Genomic DNA, 15,668 nt, shown 5'->3' on the forward strand with positions numbered 1-15,668 from the left:
ACCCGGCCAGTCAGTCGCTCCCGCTAGGCCGGGACGATGTTCACCAGTTTAGGTGCACGCACGATCACGGTCCGGATGCCCCGGCCGTCGAGGGCACGCTGGACGTTCTCGGAGGCCTGCGCAAGCTCGCGCAGGTCATCCTCGGAGATGGCCGGTGAGACCTCGAGCCGGTCCCTGACCTTGCCCTGCACCTGGACCACAGCGGTGACGGTCTCCTGCACCAGCAGGGCCTCGTCGTGCGAAGGCCAGCCAGCATTGGCCACCGACGCCGGGTGCCCAAGGACGTTCCACAGGTCTTCCGCCGTGTAGGGCGCGAAGAGGCTCAGGATGACGGCGACGGCCTCGGTAGCCTCACGCACGGCCGGATCAGCACCGCCGGCGCCGGAGTCGATCGCCTTGCGGGTGGCGTTGACCAGTTCCATCAGCTTGGCTACCACGACGTTGAACTTGTTGTTGTCCAGCAGCTCCGCGGCGTCCGCGATGGTCCTGTGTGTGACCGAACGCAGCGCGCGGTCACCGGTGCTGAAGTCCACACCGGGGGCGCTGGACACGTCCTGGCTGAGGCGCCAGGCGCGGGCCAGGAACTTCGCGGAGCCCGACGGCGAAACGTCAGCCCAGTCGACGTCGTCCTCGGGCGGGGAGGCAAAGATCATGGTGAGCCGGACGGCGTCAACGCCGTACTTGTCCAGCTGCTCCCCCAGGTCAACACCGTTGCCCAGCGACTTGCTCATCGCTTTGCCGCCGTTCAGCACCTGGCCCTGGTTCAGCAGGGCGCTGAAGGGCTCGTCCGCTGCCAGGAGGCCCATGTCATGAATGACCTTGGTAAAGAAGCGGGCGTAGAGCAGGTGCAGGATGGCGTGCTCGACGCCGCCGACATACTGCCCGACCGGCATCCAGTCATTGATCTTCGCGGGATCGAACGGACCGTCGGTGTAGTGCGGGGAGACGAAGCGAAGGAAGTACCAGGACGAGTCCACGAACGTGTCCATGGTGTCCGTGTCGCGCTGGGCTGCACGTCCGCAGTTCGGGCACTCGACGTTCACCCATTCGGCGGCCGCGGCCAGGGGCGAGGTTCCCCTCGGGGACAGTGCCTCGCCACGCAGGTCCTCCGGCAGCGTCACCGGCAACTGCTCGTCGGGCACCGGCACTTCGCCGCATTCGGCGCAGTGGATGATGGGGATCGGGGTGCCCCAGAAGCGCTGGCGGCTCAGGAGCCAGTCGCGCAGACGGAAGTTCACGAACTTCTCGCCGGTGCCCTGCCCTTCGAGAATACGGATGGCTTCCGGAATGGCCTCCGCCTTGGGCAGGCCGTCCAGCGTGCCGGAGTTGATGAGCGTGCCCTCCCCCGCTGTTGCCTTGCCGGAGACGGCGGGATCCTCTTCCCCGGTGTCCAGCACAGCGCGTACAGGCAGACCGAATTCCTTGGCGAAGTCGAGGTCGCGCTGGTCGTGCGCGGGAACGGCCATGATGGCACCCGTGCCATAGTCCGCCAGGACATAGTCCGCTGCCCACACGGGAAGCTTCTCACCGTTCAGTGGGTTGATGGCGTAGCGGCCGGTGAACACGCCGGTCTTTTCGCGCTCCGTGGACTGGCGTTCGATGTCGGAAAGGGCCTTGACCTTTTCGCGGTAGGCCATGAGTGCGTCGTGGTGTTCGGGAGTGACCAGGTCCAGCGCCAGGTGCGCATCCGCGGCCACCACAAAGAACGTGGCCCCGTACAGGGTGTCCGGGCGCGTGGTGAAGACGGTGACTTCCCGCTCGGCCCGTCCGTCAGATGCCTCGATCACGAACCGAACATGCGCGCCTTCCGAGCGGCCGATCCAGTTTCGCTGCATCGCCAGCACCCGCTCGGGCCAATGCCCCTGCAGCTCGGACATGTCGTCCAGCAACCGGTCCGCGTAGTCGGTGATCTTGAAATACCACTGGTTCAGCGACTTCTTGGTCACGGCAGTGCCGCACCGCTCGCAGGCACCGTTCACAACCTGCTCGTTGGCCAGCACGGTCAGGTCCTTGGGGCACCAGTTGACCGGCGAGTCCTTGCGGTAGGCCAGGCCGCGCTCGTAGAAGCGCTTGAACAGCCACTGGGTCCAGCGGTAGTACTCGGGGTCGGACGTATGCAGCCGGCGGGACCAGTCGGCGGAGATGGCGTAGCGCTTGAACGAGGCCGCCTGGGTGTCGATGTTGGCGTAGGTCCACTCGCTCGGGTGGGCGTTGCGCTTGATGGCCGCGTTTTCCGCGGGGAGTCCGAACGAGTCCCAGCCGATCGGGTGCAGCACGTCGTAGCCCTGCTGGCGCAAGTAGCGTGCCACCACGTCGCCCATGGCAAACGCCTCGGCGTGGCCCATGTGAAGGTCACCGGACGGGTAGGGGAACATGTCCAGGACGTAGCGGCGCTCCCGGGATCCGTCGTCGGCGGGGGTGAAGACCTTCAGGTCTTCCCACACCTGCGGCCACCGGGCCTCCATCGCCGCGAAGCTGTACGCGCCCTCTTCGGGCGTCTCCGCTCCACCTGCTGCTGTTCCGGTTTCGGTCTCCGGCTGAACGCTCACTGCTGCCCTCTTCTGTTCTGTCATGACCCTCTGTCCTGTCACAACGGTCTGATCCCCGCCGCCTGCCGGGAAGGTCTCCCCGGACACACAAAAGCCCCTCGACATGGAGGGGCGGCCGCTCGATAATCCGTATTTGTTCGGGATACCAAGCGGCTAGCTAAGCAGAAGGATCGCACGCATACAGCCACCTTACCGCTTGTCCACCGATACATGGAAACAAGCGACGGCGGCCGGCAGCCATTGAAAGGTTGAGGGAAGGCGGCCCCTCGCCCGGGTGTGGTGCGCACCCGTGAGGGGCCCACGGCTGCGAGGGCCCCTCACGAGCTTGCGAGCGTTGGGAGCAGCCGGGGACGGGCGGGGCAGGGGCCGCCTTTTCTCAACCGCGAACCGGCTACCGTACGTCCGCGTCGACCCAGTCCATGGACTTGGTGACGGCCTTCTTCCAGAGCCGCAGCTGCCGTTCCCGCTCTCCGGTGTCCATGTTCGGTTCCCAGCGCTTGTCCTCAGACCAGTTGGCGGACAGCTCGCCGAGGTCCTTCCAGAAGCCGACGGCGAGGCCCGCAGCGTACGCCGCACCCAAAGCCGTGGTTTCCACCACCTTCGGGCGGATGACCGGCACGCCGAGGATGTCCGCCTGGAACTGCATGAGGGCATCGTTGGCGACCATCCCGCCGTCGACCTTCAGTTCCGTGAGCGGAACGCCCGAGTCAGCGTTGACGGCATCCAAAACCTCGCGGGTCTGGAAGGCCGTGGCCTCAAGCGCGGCCCTGGCGATGTGGCTCTTATTGACGAACCTGGTCAGGCCGACGATGGCGCCCCGGGCGTCCGAGCGCCAGTAGGGCGCGAAGAGTCCGGAGAACGCGGGGACGATGTACACGCCGCCGTTGTCCTTGACCGAGGCAGCGAGCGTCTCAACTTCGGGCGCGCTGCTGATCATGTTCAGGTTGTCGCGCAGCCACTGGATGAGCGAACCCGTGACGGCGATCGATCCTTCCAGCGCGTAGTGCGGTGCAGCGTCCCCCAGCTTGTAGCCGACGGTGGTCAGCAGCCCGTTCTTGGAGTGCACGATCTCCTCGCCGGTGTTGAAGATCAGGAAGCACCCGGTGCCGTAGGTGTTTTTCGCTTCACCGGTCTCAAACGCAGCCTGGCCGAACGTGGCGGCCTGCTGGTCACCGAGGATGCCGGCCACCGGGACCTCCCGCAGCAGCTGCGAGGTGTGGACCGTGCCGTAGACCTCGGAGGAGGACTTGATGGCGGGCATCATGGACGCCGGAACACCGAAGATGCCCAGGATCTCCTCGTCCCACTGCAGCGTGTCGAGGTCCATGAACAGGGTCCTGGAGGCGTTGGTGACGTCGGTGACGTGCACGCCGCCGTCAACGCCGCCGGTGAGGTTCCACAGCACCCAGCAGTCGGTGTTGCCGAAGACCAGGTCCCCGGCCTCGGCCTTTTCCCGTGCGCCGTCGACATTGTCCAGGATCCACTTGATCTTGGTTCCGGAGAAGTAGGTGGCCAGTGGCAACCCCACCTTCTGCTTGAACCGGTCCGCTCCCCCGTCCTTCGCCAGTTCGTCCACGATGGGCTGGGTCCGGGTGTCCTGCCACACGATCGCGTTGTAGATGGGCTTGCCGGTGGTCTTGTCCCAGACCACCGCCGTCTCCCGCTGGTTGGTGATCCCGACGGCGGCAATATCGTGCCGGGTCAGGTTCGCCTTGGACAGGGCGGAGCCAATGACCTCGCGGGTGTTGTCCCAGATTTCCGCGGGGTTGTGCTCCACCCAGCCGGCCTGCGGGAAGATCTGCTCGTGTTCCATCTGGCCGGAAGAAACAATGTTGCCGCTCTGGTCGAAGACGATGGCGCGGGTGCTGGTGGTGCCCTGGTCGACGGCGATTACGTATTGGCTCATGATGACGTCCTTGTCGTTGTGCTTGCGTTTGAACAGATGTGGTTATGGATATGGTTTCGGAGATGGGTACCGCTTGGAAGGCGCCGCCCGAAGCAGGCGCCGGTGGAAAAACGCCGGGATTCAGGTGGCTGCCTTGAACACGATGGGAAGCAGTCCCACGAGGCCGGCGAGCGTGCCGCCGACGAGCGGGCCGACCACCGGAATCCACGAATAGCTCCAGTCGCTGGATCCCTTGCCCTTGATGGGCAGGACGGCGTGCGCGATGCGGGGTCCGAGGTCACGGGCAGGGTTGATGGCGTAGCCTGTGGGTCCGCCCAGGGAAACACCGATGCCGACGACGAGCAGCGCCACCGCGAGCGGGCCAAGACCGGACGGCGTTCCGCCGAAGGTGAGGATCACGAAGACCAGCACAAAAGTGCCGATGATTTCCGTGACCAGGTTCCAGGGGGTGGAGCGGATCGCCGGGCCGGTGGAGAAGACGCCCAGCTTGTTCGCGGGCTCGGGTTCGACGTCGAAGTGCTGCTTGTGCGCGAGCCAGGTGACCACGGCACCCAGGAAGGCGCCGGTCATTTCAGCGCCGAAGTAGGTCAGCGTGGAGGCGAAGTCGACAGGAACTCCGGGGGCGTATTCGGCCTTGCCGTTGACCAGGAGGCCCAGGGTCACGGCCGGGTTTAGGTGGGCACCGGACCTGGCAGCGACATAGACACCGGCGAAGACGGCGATGCCCCATCCCCAGGTGACCATCAGGAATCCTCCGTTGTTGCCCTTCGTGCCTTTGAGCGCAACGTTGGCCACCACGCCACAACCCAGCAGGGTCAGCATGCCGGTTCCGAAGACTTCGGAAAGAAAAACCAATCCAAGAGACATCTTTGACTCCTCTATTTTCTGTTGGCAGTCCTTCGCGTATTTGAAGGACGGTTTCCCGCTAGGCGACGAGGCTGTGGACCTCGACGCCGTGGTACCGCTTCAGCACCTCCTGAGCGTGGTTGATTTCAGCGGCAACTCCTGCCGCATCCCAGCCGAGGGGCTCGGCTAAGCACTCGGCAACTTCGTTCAGCAGCTCCCCGGTGACCAGGCCGCGGAAAGCGAGCGAGGTACGCCGGATCAGCACGTCCACGAGGTGGCCGATCTGTTCGTGGGCAGCCATGAACTGCAGTTCCCTGACGCTTAGCTCCCGGGTGGAGCGGAGCAGGCGGTCGGGGCCGGCGTCGAGATAGCTGATGACTTCCTCGGCGCGGGTGCCGTACCTGGTGAGGAGGCCGGCGGTCCGGTCAGCGTCGCGGGCTGCGGTCATGTGCGCCTTGATCCACTTCTGGATTCCGGCTTCGCTGTCCGGGAAGCCGGAACCGCCACCGATGGCGAGTTTCGCCGTCGAAATCTTCCGTTCCGTTCCCAGTTCGGCGAGGACGTCGCTGGCCAGGTGTTCGGCCAAGGCGCGGAAGGTGGTCCACTTGCCGCCCACCAGGCTGAGCACGACGGCGCCGCCCTCCTGGGCGCCTGGTTCCGGAGCACGCCGTTCGATGCGGTAGTCCCGGGACACGAACCCCGGCTGGGTGGCGTCGTGCCTGGGCAGCGGACGCACGCCCGAGAAGGTGTAGACGATTTGTCCGCGGTTCACGGCGATGTCCGGGAAGACGTGGCCGATGAGGTCGAAGAAGTAGTCAATCTCCCCGTCCGTGCAGACGGCGTCTTGGTACATGTCGGCGTCGACATCTGTGGTTCCCACCAGCACGCGGTCGCCCATGGGATAGATGAGAACGATCCGGCCGTCAGTGTGTTCGAAGAAGATCTCCCGTCCCTTGCAGGCAGCGAGCAGGCCCGGGTGGTCAAGGACGATGTGTGATCCCTTCGTCCCGCCCATGAACGTGGTGGGCGCGCCCATGGCCTGGTTCGTGAGGTCCACCCACGCGCCGGTGGTGTTGACGATGACGTCAGCGGTGAAGGTGAATTCCTTGCCGGTCAGTTCGTCTCGGAGCGTCGCGGTGCTGGAGCCGTCTGCGTTGGGCCTGACGGATGCCAGGGACAGGTAGTTGCTGGCCCGGCCGCCGGCCTTCTCCCCGTCCTGCAGGACGTCCAGGGTGAGCCGCTCGGGGTTGTGCACGGACGCGTCGAAGTAGGTGGCCGTGTATTTGACGCCGGGGTGCAGCATCGGGAGTTCGGCCAGCGCCTTCTGCCGTGTGCGGAACTGGTGCCGCGGGACGCTGCCGCCGTCGCGGGAGAAGGAGTCGTAAAGGCTGAGCCCCAGCTTGATGAGGAACGCGCCGCGCTCCTTGGGCTTGCCCTGCTGCTTGTGGGTCAGGAACCGCAGGGGCGCGGCCAGGACACCGGAGAATGTGCTGAAGATCGGAATGGTGGTCTGCAGCGGCTTGACGTAGTGGGGCGCGATCCGCAGGAGCCTGTTGCGCTCGACCACGGATTCCCGGACCAGGCGGAATTCGCCGTTTTCCAAATAGCGGATGCCGCCGTGAATCATGTGCGACGAGGCGCCGCTGGCGCCCTGGCAGTAGTCGCCGCGCTCCACGAGCGCCACGTCGACACCCTGCAGGGCGAGGTCGCGGAATGTTCCGACGCCGTTGATGCCGCCGCCGACGATCAGCACCCGGGCGCTGGGACGCCGGCGCAGCCGGGAGATGGACTCGCGCTCCGCGCCGCGGGCGGTAGCGCTGTTGGTATGGCCGGATGAATCCTTGAGTCCCAAATCTGCTCCTTTGGGTTTGGTTCGGAAAGTCTTGTTGCAGGCGGCGCACCGAAAGGTGCGGGGCCGTTCACCACTATTGTTTGAATTATTGGAAAATAACGTCAAGCACTATGCACAAACGTGCAGAACGGAAGGGTTGCATGCCACGTCCCCGACATTCCGAAGCGCTGCGCGCGGCCCAGCTTTACTACATGCAGGACCTCACCATGGACGCCATCGCCCGGGAACTGCGGACCTCCCGCTCCACCGTTTCCCGGCTGCTCTCGACGGCCCGGGAAACGGGCCTGGTGCAGATCCAAATCCGCAGCCCGCTGGACACAGGGCCGGAACTGGAGCGGCTGATCCGGGCCCAGTACAAGGTGGATGTGCACGTGGTTCCCGTCCTGGACACCCTGAATGAGGCGGAGACGCTGGACCGTGTGGCCATGCAGGCCGCCCGCACCATCGGCCCGCTTGTGGACTCCAACGCCATCATCGGCGTGGCCTGGGGCTCCACCCTGAGCGCGGTGAGCCGGCACCTGACGCGCAAGGTCACCCACGACAGCGTGGTGGTGCAGCTGAACGGCGCGGGCAACATGCAGACCACCGGCATCACCTACGCCAGCGACATCATGCGGCGTTTCGGCAGCGCCTACGGGGCGAGGGTTGAACAGTTTCCCGTGCCGGCCTTCTTCGACCACGCCGCCACGAAGACCGCGATGTGGAATGAACGGAGCGTGCAACGCATCCTCGACCTGCAGTCCCGGATGAGCATCGCGATCTTCGGCGTGGGTTCGGTGGATGCCGATTACCCCAGCCACGTCTACGCCGGGGGCTACCTCGACGAGGATGACCTGGTCACCCTCGCGAAGTCCGACGTGGTCGGGGACGTGGCCACCGTCTTCTTCCGCGGCGACGGCTCCTCTGACGGCATCACCCTGAACGAACGCTCCACGGGACCGTCTCTGGACCAGCTCCGCCAGGTGCGCCGCCGGATCTGCGTGGTGTCAGGCGCGTCCAAGATCAACGGGCTCCGCGGGGCGCTGGTGGCCGGGCTGGCGACTGATCTGATCCTCGATGAGGCCTCGGCCCGGCGGCTGGTCAGTTTCGAGGATGCCGTCTGAACTACGGGCGCGACGAGGTGAGGCAGGCGTTGGAGCCGAAGACCAGGTCGACGGGTGTGGCGCTCCACTTCAGCTCGCCGCTGGCGACGTCGCTGATCTCGTAGACGTTCTCCACTCCCTCTGACGCCTTCCAGCGGGTGCCCGGGGAGAGCAGATTGACGAAGAAGTCGTTCGTCAGGACCTGGGGCCTTTCGGTGAGAACGCCATGTGCGGCGTCCCTCGCCGCCTTCTCCACCGCGGCGCAGCCGCCGAGGACGATCAGGTCTGCCAGCGAGACCTTTTGGCCCCGCGTCTGGGCGGAGTTGAACTGCTGCTGCACAGGGGCGCGAACCGCTGGCTGCCGTCCCCCGCACCGCCGCGGCCGTCGTGAACCCGGTATGTGCCTGCTGCGTGCCAGCTCATCCGAGGTCGAGCTGGTTCGGCCACCAGTCCGCGACGGTCCGCGGCCGGTGCGCCTTGGGCTGCGGCGAGTCGATTGCCGGGTTCTCGCTCTCGCTGCCGTGCGTGGTATCGCCGTCGTGCGCGACCGGGCACCCGCCTCACCCGGGTCTCCGAAAATCACGATAGCCATGCAAGGATGACCGCATGAAAATCACCAGAGAGATTGTCGTGTTCGACACCGCCGACCTTCCTGCCGAGAGCGCCTTCTGGGCCGGCCTGCTCGGCGGCACCGTGGACGCGGAGGATGACTGGCATACGGTAAGCGTCGACGGAAAACCGCGCCTGGGTTTTCAGCTCGCGCCCAACCACGAGCCGCCGGAATGGCCTGAGGGGAACCCCCAGCAGATCCACCTTGACCTCTATGTTGAGGACGTCGCGTCCGCCCACGAGGAGGCCATGTCCCTCGGTGCACGGCTCCTGAAACCAGCTGAAGACATCACCTCCGCCGAAGGCTTCCAGGTCTACGCGGACCCTGCGGGCCACCCGTTCTGCCTCTGCTGGGGTTAAGTCTGGGCCAGGCCTGGGCTAACACTGCGCCTGCCGGTCACACCGGCCGCGGCGCGGTATCGGTAGAGTCGTATCCATGACTACCTCACCCCGGCTCAGCCTGAACAACGGCGTGCTGATCGACCAGATGGGTTTCGGGCTTTACAAGGTTCCGCCGAAAGACACCGCCAATCTGGTGTTGACCGCCTTGGACGCCGGCTACCGTCATTTCGATACCGCCGCCATGTACGGGAACGAATCCGGGGTGGCGCGCGGCCTGGTGGACCTGTTCGCCACGGAAGCCGCCACCGGCGGTTCGGGCGAGGCCGCGCCGGGCGCGTCCCGCGAGGATCTGTTCATCACCACAAAGGTCTGGAACGACGACCACGGCTACGACGCGACACTGCGGGCCTTCGACAAGTCCATGATCAACCTCGGCCTGGAATACGTGGACATGTACCTGATCCACTGGCCGTGCGCGAAGAGGGGACTGTTCCAGGAGACGTACCGCGCGCTGGAGACGCTGTACCAGGAAGGCAAGGTGCGGGCCATCGGCGTGTCCAACTTCCAGCCGCAGCACCTGGACCAGCTTCTGGAGACAGCCGAGGTGGTGCCGGCCGTCAACCAGATCGAGCTGCATCCGTGGCTGCAGCAGGCCGAGCTCCGGGAAAAGCACCGCGGGCTGGGAATCCTCACCGAAGCGTGGAGCCCCCTGGGCCGCGGCCAGGTCCTGGAGGATCCCGTCATCGGCGCCCTCGCGGCCGAGCACAAGGTGAGCGCCGCGCAGGTTATTTTGCGCTGGCAGCTGCAGCTGGGCAACGTCACCATCCCGAAGGCAAGCTCTGCCGCCAGGATTCGTGAGAACCTCGATGTCTTCGGCTTCGAGCTGTCAGCCCTCGACATGGCTGACATCGAAGCCCTGGAGCGCGGCCACCGCACAGGCTCCCACCCCGACAACGTCAACTAGGACTTCCCCAGCAGATGAAAACAGCCGACTCCGAGCCCGCCACAGCACCGTCCTTCGTCAGCAGCGGACTCGCCGACCGCACCCGTGCATCCACCGTGCAGTTGGCGGGCAGCAACGTTGCCTACTGGGTCTACGAACCGGAAAAGACCACCGCTGAAACCCGGACCATCCTGGTCATCCACGGCTTCCGCGGTGACCACCACGGGCTGCTGCGGGTGGCCGACCAGCTGCCCGAGATGCGACTGATCATGCCGGACCTTCCCGGTTTTGGCAGCTCCGGGGCATTCACCGGCGGCGCCCACAGCGTGGACCGCTACGGCCGGTTCATCAGCGACTTCATGGCCGCCCTTGGACTCGGGCCGGACACCGTTCTGCTGGGGCACTCGTTCGGCTCCATCGTGGCCGCCCACTTCGTTGCCGCCCATCCGGACGCCGTCCGCCCGCTCATACTGGTCAACCCCATCGCAGCGCCCGCGCTCGAAGGCCCCAAGGGCGTCATGACCCGGCTGGCCGTGCTGTACTACCGCCTCTCCGCACGGCTCCCCCGCCCCCTTGGCCTGGCCTTGCTCCGCAGCCCGCTCATTGTGCGGGTAATGAGCATGGCCATGGCGAAGACGAAGGACAAGGACCTGCTGCGGTTCATCCACGGGCAGCACCACGCATACTTCAGTGCGTTCGCGAACCGGGAAAGCCTGCTGGAATCCTTCACCGCGTCGGTCAGCAGCAACGTGGCCGAAGTCGCGCCCCAGCTCACCCTGCCCGTGCTGCTGGTCGCCGGCGAAAAGGACGAAATCGCGCTGCTGCGGGACCAGCACCGGCTTGCCGGGCTGCTCCCCGACGCAACGCTCGATGTCATCCCGGGCGTCGGCCACCTGATCCACTACGAAACGCCCGAACCTGCCGCAGGATTCATCCGCCGCTTCCTTAAGGACCACCCCGCGTGAAGATAGTCATCGACGCCCGTTTCACCCGGACGGACCACCACGACGGGATCAGCCGCTACGGCTCCAGCCTCATTGCCGCCGTCTCAAAGATCGCCGATGTGTCCATGCTCATCAGCGACCTCCGGCAACTGGCCCTGCTTCCCGACGTTCCGTACACGCTCATCAGCAGCCCGCTCTCCCCCGCCGAGCTCTTCGTGGCGCGGAAAGTCAACCAGCTCGGCGCGGATGTGGTGGTGTGCCCCATGCAGACCATGGGGACGTGGGGACGCAAGTACGGCCTGGTACTGACCCTGCACGACCTCATCTACTACGAACACCCTGCACCGCCGGGCTTCCTGCCGGCCCCGGTGCGGATCCTGTGGCGCCTGTACCACAAGGCGTTCTGGCCCCAGCGGCTCCTGCTCAACCGGGCCGACGTCGTCGCCACCATCAGCAGGACCACCGAGGCCCTGATGGCCAAGTACCGGCTGACCAGCCGTCCGGTGCGCATCGTCAGCAACGCTCCGCAGCCGGCCCAGCAGCCCCGGGACCCGGCAACGGCGCCGGAGAAGACACTGCTCTACATGGGCTCGTTCATGCCCTACAAGAACGTCGAAACCATGGTCGCCGGGATGGCCGAACTGCCTGGCTACACGCTGCACCTGCTCAGCCGGATCACCCCGCACCGCCGCGCCGAGCTTGAAGCGCAGGTCCCCGCCGGCGCCAACGTTGTGTTCCACAACGGCGTCACCGACGACGAATACACGGCACTGCTGAACCGCACCACCGCGCTGGTCACCCTGTCCCGGGCCGAGGGCTACGGCCTGCCCCTGGTGGAGGCCATGGCACTGGGAACCCCGGTCATCGCCAGCGACATCCCGATCTTCCGCGAGGTGGGCGCAGATACCGCCACCTACGTAGATCCGGAGTCGGCGCCGGAGTTCGCCGCCGCCGTGCGCAGCCTCGCCGACGGGCAGCACTGGCAGGACGTCTCCCGGCGGTCGGTGGCGCGCGCACAGCAGTTCAGCTGGGACGAATCCGCCCGCCAGCTGGTGGACGTTGCCGCAGAGGCAATGGCCCTCCGCCGCAAATAGCCAGGGCATCAGTCCGTCAGCGTCAGAGCACGTCAACCCCGTCGAGCCGCAGCTGCACCGGGTCTTCCGTGCGCTTCGCCGCCCCCGCGGCCTTCGCAGCCCGGAGCACCCTCGTCACCGTGGCGGCCTGCGCGTACGGAATGAACATCAGCGTGCGCACGTCCTCGCTTTCCGTCCCCGCTGTCTGCAGCAGGGGTGCCGGGCCGGCAACGCGCAGCTCCACGCCCTCGGCGGCAAGAAGCTTAGTGGCCGAGGCCGTGAAATGGCCGACGGCGGTGCTGCCGCCGGTGACGGCGGCTACCCTCACCGCCGGCGGAAGCTGCAGCTCGGCGCGCAGCCCCAGCTCACGCTGGGCATAGCCCGCCGGGTCCCACCGCAGCAGCGCGCCGACGCCGGCCGTGTCGTCGGCGGTGATGACGACGATCCCGCCCTCCGTGGCCGGCCGGACCAGGCTGGCGGCGTTGAACCAGCGCCGTACGGCGTCCTCGCCCGCGCGCAGGTTCTCCCGGCGCAGCAGCGAGTCGCCGTCAAGCAGCAGCGCGGCGGCGTACCCTCCCGCCGCTACGGGTTCGGCGCCCACCGTGGCCACCACCAGCGCGCAGGCATCCGGCACCGCGGCCTTGACGTTCTGGCCGGAGGACGTGATCACGGCCTTGCCGGGGAACGCCCGGCCCAGCTCCTCAGCCGTGCGGAGCACGCCGGCTGCACCGCGGCGCAGCCGGGTGCCATTACAGTGCCCGCAGCGCCACTGCGGGGCCGGCGTCGAACACCACCGGCATTGGGGAACAGCGGCGCTGCCCGCGATGGCGAGCGGACCCTGGCAGGACGGGCAGCGCGCCGGTTCCCGGCAGGTTTCGCACGCCAGCGAGGGCGCATACCCGGCACGGGCAACCTGCACCAGGACCGGGCCGCGTTCCAGTGCTTCCTTGGCTGTGCGCCACGCTGCGCCGGGCAGCCTTGCCAGCCGGGCGAGGGGGTCGCGCTCCTGTTCAAAGCTGTCGGCGGTGTTGAGGACGCGGGGAACCGTGCGGCGGAGCACCGTGCGTTCGGCTTGCACGGGCATCGCCCAGCCGGCGTCCACCAGCCGCTGCACCTCCGTGCTGCGCGCGTGCCCCGCCAGCAGGCACGCAGCCCCCTCCTGCTCGGCACGGAGCAGCAGCACCTCGCGGGTGTGGGCGTACGGGGAACGTTGTTCGATGTGGAGGTCGTCGCCGTCGTCCCAGCACACCACGAGTCCCAGGTTCTGCACCGGGGCGTAGGCCGCCGAGCGGGTGCCCACGGCCACGCCCGCGGAGCCCGTGAGAATTCTGAGGTAGCTGCGGTACCGGGGTGTCTGGCCGTCGTCGGCCGTCAGCCGGGCGACGTCGTCGGCGGGCAGGATGTCTTCGAAGGCAGCCTGGACGCGGTCCAGGTCGCGGTAGTCGGGAACGACGACGACGGCGCCGCGTCCGGACTGCCGGACCGCCGCCACGGCATCCGCGATTAACCGCGGCCAGCCGTCCGGGCCAAACCCCTGCAGCGCACTGAGGGCAGCCCGGGGTGAGCCTCCGGATGCAAGATGGCGGAGGAAGGCGGCGCCGTTGCGGTACGAGGTCCAGCCGGAGCCGGACAGGTCATGATCCGTCGCGGGAGGCCCGGCCGGCTGAGCGTCGGCAAGCTCCTTCTCCACCTTGACCACGCGCGGCGGGATAGCCACGCGGAGGACGTCGCTGACGGTGCCCGCGTAGCGTGCGGCCACGCGCCCGGCGAGTTCCTGCTGGGCCGTGGTCAGGACGGCGACCGGCGAGACGACCTTGTGCAGCGGGACGAGGGGCTGGCCGGCATCGGATTCCTGAACCCGGTCCAGGATGTAGCCGCCGAGTTCCTGGCCGCTGAATTTGACCCGGACGCGGACTCCCGGCTGGGCGTCCGCATCCAATTCGGCGGGCACGCTGTAGTCGAACGGCCGGTCCAGGTGCGGCAGCGGCGACTCGATGAGCACCCGCGCCACCGGACGGTCAGCGGCGAGCGGCGGGCCGCCAACCGCCCTGGCCGTGGCCGGGAACCCCTGCAGCAATGACAGCTGCTGCGGCTCCGGCGCCGGGCTTGAAGACATGTGCGAAGACATGCGGTTAGAAGAAATGGCGCCTTACCTCCGTCCTGGCTTACGCCTCAGCCAATCAAACGGGTCTGACATTCCCGGTGCTGATGGCCGCGGTCGGGACGGCTCAGGCGTTGAAGTACGCCTTCAGGTCATCCACGCGGTCCAGGCGCTCCCAGGTGAAGTCCGGATCATCGCGGCCGAAGTGGCCGTGTGCGGCCGTCTTGGCATAGATGGGACGCTTGAGGTCCAGGGCGTCGATGATGGCACGGGGACGCAGATCGAAAATCTCCGCAATCGCGCCGCTGATCTTTGCCGGGTCTACGGTCTCGGTGCCGAACGTCTCGACGTAGGTTCCCACCGGGCGGGCCTGGCCGATCGCGTAGGCGATCTGGATTTCGGCGCGCTTGGCGAGTCCCGCTGCCACCACGTTCTTGGCAACCCAGCGCATCGCGTACGCTGCTGACCGGTCCACCTTGGACGGGTCCTTGCCGGAGAAGGCGCCGCCGCCGTGGCGGGCCATGCCGCCGTAGGTGTCCACGATGATCTTGCGGCCGGTGAGGCCTGCATCGCCCACCGGACCGCCGATCACGAAGGCGCCGGCCGGGTTGAGGATGTTGACCGTGCGGGAAATGTCCAGGTCCGCGAGGGCAAGGACCGGGTCGATGACGTGCGTCGCGAGGTCAGCCCGCAGCTGGTCGAGGCTGAAGCCATCGGCGTGCTGGCTGGAGATCACGATGGTTTCCACGGAAACGGGCCGGTCGCCGTCGTACCCGATGGTGGCCTGGGTCTTGCCGTCCGGGCGGAGGTAGGAGAGTTCGCCGTTCTTGCGGACCTCGGTGAGGCGCTCCGAGAGGCGGTGCGCGATCCAGATCGGCGTGGGCATGTAGGAGGGGGTCTCGTCGCTGGCGTAGCCGAACATCAGGCCCTGGTCGCCGGCGCCCTGCAGGTCGTAGTCGTCCTCCTGGCGGCCTTCTCGGGCTTCCAGGGAGTTGAAGACGCCGCCGGCGATGTCGTTGGACTGCTGCCCGATGGACACGGACACACCGCAGCGTGCGCCGTCGAAGCCGTTGGCGGAGGAGTCGTAGCCGATGCCCAGGATCGTCTCGCGGACGATCTGCGGGATTTCGACATAAGCGTCGGTGGTCACCTCGCCGGCCACGTGGACCAGCCCGGTGGTTGCCATGGTCTCGACGGCGACGCGGGACTCGGGGTCCTTGTCCAGCAGGGCGTCCAGGATCGCATCACTGATCTGGTCACAGATCTTGTCCGGGTGCCCTTCAGTGACCGACTCCGAGGTAAAGAGCCGAAGCGCGGCGGGTGTGGACCCGTGGGATTCTGGAATGTGCAGCGGTAAAGTCACTCAACTACCTTACTGGTTGGCAAACGGAGGGGCGGCAGCGTGTGTCCCCATGCTAAGG

At 66.9% G+C, this 15,668-nt stretch carries 12 protein-coding genes; 5 read left to right on the plus strand and 7 right to left on the minus strand.

The genetic code is table 11. From position 1 onward, the window contains the following. Window positions 1–23 precede the first annotated feature (23 nt). The 4 genes from leuS to AC57BR_RS15115 all read right to left on the minus strand — a co-directional run bounded on the left by leuS (window position 24) and on the right by AC57BR_RS15115 (window position 7,153). Window positions 24–2,549 (minus strand): leucine--tRNA ligase, encoded by a 2,526-nt coding sequence (leuS, locus tag AC57BR_RS15100; protein ID WP_496362321.1) that lies wholly within the window; start codon window positions 2,547–2,549, stop codon window positions 24–26. 391 nt (window positions 2,550–2,940) lie between these two features. Further along, window positions 2,941–4,455 (minus strand): glycerol kinase GlpK, encoded by a 1,515-nt coding sequence (gene glpK / locus AC57BR_RS15105; RefSeq protein WP_496361952.1) that lies wholly within the window; start codon window positions 4,453–4,455, stop codon window positions 2,941–2,943. Window positions 4,456–4,575: 120 nt separating this feature from the next. After that, complete coding sequence (locus AC57BR_RS15110) at window positions 4,576–5,322, minus strand: MIP/aquaporin family protein (protein ID WP_496361954.1); 747 nt, start codon at window positions 5,320–5,322, stop codon at window positions 4,576–4,578. 58 nt (window positions 5,323–5,380) lie between these two features. After that, window positions 5,381–7,153 (minus strand): glycerol-3-phosphate dehydrogenase/oxidase, encoded by a 1,773-nt coding sequence (locus AC57BR_RS15115; RefSeq protein WP_496361956.1) that lies wholly within the window; start codon window positions 7,151–7,153, stop codon window positions 5,381–5,383. A gap of 140 nt (window positions 7,154–7,293) precedes the next feature. Between AC57BR_RS15115 and AC57BR_RS15120 the strand changes: the two genes are divergently transcribed. After that, on the plus strand, window positions 7,294–8,256 hold the full coding sequence (locus tag AC57BR_RS15120) for a sugar-binding transcriptional regulator (RefSeq protein WP_496361958.1): 963 nt from the start codon (window positions 7,294–7,296) through the stop codon (window positions 8,254–8,256). A 1-nt stretch (window position 8,257) separates the two neighbouring features. Here AC57BR_RS15120 and AC57BR_RS15125 read toward each other — a convergent pair whose 3' ends face one another. Beyond that, window positions 8,258–8,575, minus strand: coding sequence for a hypothetical protein (locus AC57BR_RS15125; RefSeq protein WP_496361960.1), 318 nt, complete (start codon window positions 8,573–8,575; stop codon window positions 8,258–8,260). 266 nt (window positions 8,576–8,841) lie between these two features. Between AC57BR_RS15125 and AC57BR_RS15130 the strand changes: the two genes are divergently transcribed. The 4 genes from AC57BR_RS15130 (at window position 8,842) to AC57BR_RS15145 (ending at window position 12,167) form a co-directional block, all read left to right on the plus strand. Further along, on the plus strand, window positions 8,842–9,204 hold the full coding sequence (locus AC57BR_RS15130; RefSeq protein ID WP_496361962.1) for a VOC family protein: 363 nt from the start codon (window positions 8,842–8,844) through the stop codon (window positions 9,202–9,204). Window positions 9,205–9,280: 76 nt separating this feature from the next. Next, window positions 9,281–10,150 (plus strand): aldo/keto reductase, encoded by an 870-nt coding sequence (locus tag AC57BR_RS15135; RefSeq protein WP_496361964.1) that lies wholly within the window; start codon window positions 9,281–9,283, stop codon window positions 10,148–10,150. Between the two features lie 14 nt (window positions 10,151–10,164). After that, window positions 10,165–11,094 carry an alpha/beta fold hydrolase gene (locus AC57BR_RS15140; RefSeq protein ID WP_496361966.1) on the plus strand — a complete coding sequence of 310 codons (930 nt, stop codon included), beginning with the start codon at window positions 10,165–10,167 and terminating at the stop codon, window positions 11,092–11,094. Further along, on the plus strand, window positions 11,091–12,167 hold the full coding sequence (locus AC57BR_RS15145) for a glycosyltransferase family 4 protein (RefSeq protein WP_496361968.1): 1,077 nt from the start codon (window positions 11,091–11,093) through the stop codon (window positions 12,165–12,167). Before AC57BR_RS15140 ends, AC57BR_RS15145 begins: the two co-directional genes overlap by 4 nt. 22 nt (window positions 12,168–12,189) lie before the next feature. Here AC57BR_RS15145 and AC57BR_RS15150 read toward each other — a convergent pair whose 3' ends face one another. Then, complete coding sequence (locus AC57BR_RS15150; protein WP_496361970.1) at window positions 12,190–14,262, minus strand: primosomal protein N'; 2,073 nt, start codon at window positions 14,260–14,262, stop codon at window positions 12,190–12,192. Between the two features lie 112 nt (window positions 14,263–14,374). Beyond that, complete coding sequence (metK, locus tag AC57BR_RS15155) at window positions 14,375–15,610, minus strand: methionine adenosyltransferase (RefSeq protein WP_496361972.1); 1,236 nt, start codon at window positions 15,608–15,610, stop codon at window positions 14,375–14,377. Between the last annotated feature and the right edge of the window lie 58 nt (window positions 15,611–15,668).

Source organism: Arthrobacter sp. BGA-UO-ETr-C19 (assembly GCF_059568005.1).

Coding starts and splice junctions, on each gene's coding strand:
- AC57BR_RS15110 (WP_496361954.1), bottom strand. CDS start 5,322: ATGTCTCTTGGATTGGTTTTTCTTTCCGAAGTCTTCGGAACCGGCATG.
- AC57BR_RS15140 (WP_496361966.1), top strand. CDS start 10,165: ATGAAAACAGCCGACTCCGAGCCCGCCACAGCACCGTCCTTCGTCAGC.
- AC57BR_RS15150 (WP_496361970.1), bottom strand. CDS start 14,262: ATGTCTTCAAGCCCGGCGCCGGAGCCGCAGCAGCTGTCATTGCTGCAG.
- AC57BR_RS15120 (WP_496361958.1), top strand. CDS start 7,294: ATGCCACGTCCCCGACATTCCGAAGCGCTGCGCGCGGCCCAGCTTTAC.
- AC57BR_RS15135 (WP_496361964.1), top strand. CDS start 9,281: ATGACTACCTCACCCCGGCTCAGCCTGAACAACGGCGTGCTGATCGAC.
- glpK (WP_496361952.1), bottom strand. CDS start 4,455: ATGAGCCAATACGTAATCGCCGTCGACCAGGGCACCACCAGCACCCGC.
- AC57BR_RS15130 (WP_496361962.1), top strand. CDS start 8,842: ATGAAAATCACCAGAGAGATTGTCGTGTTCGACACCGCCGACCTTCCT.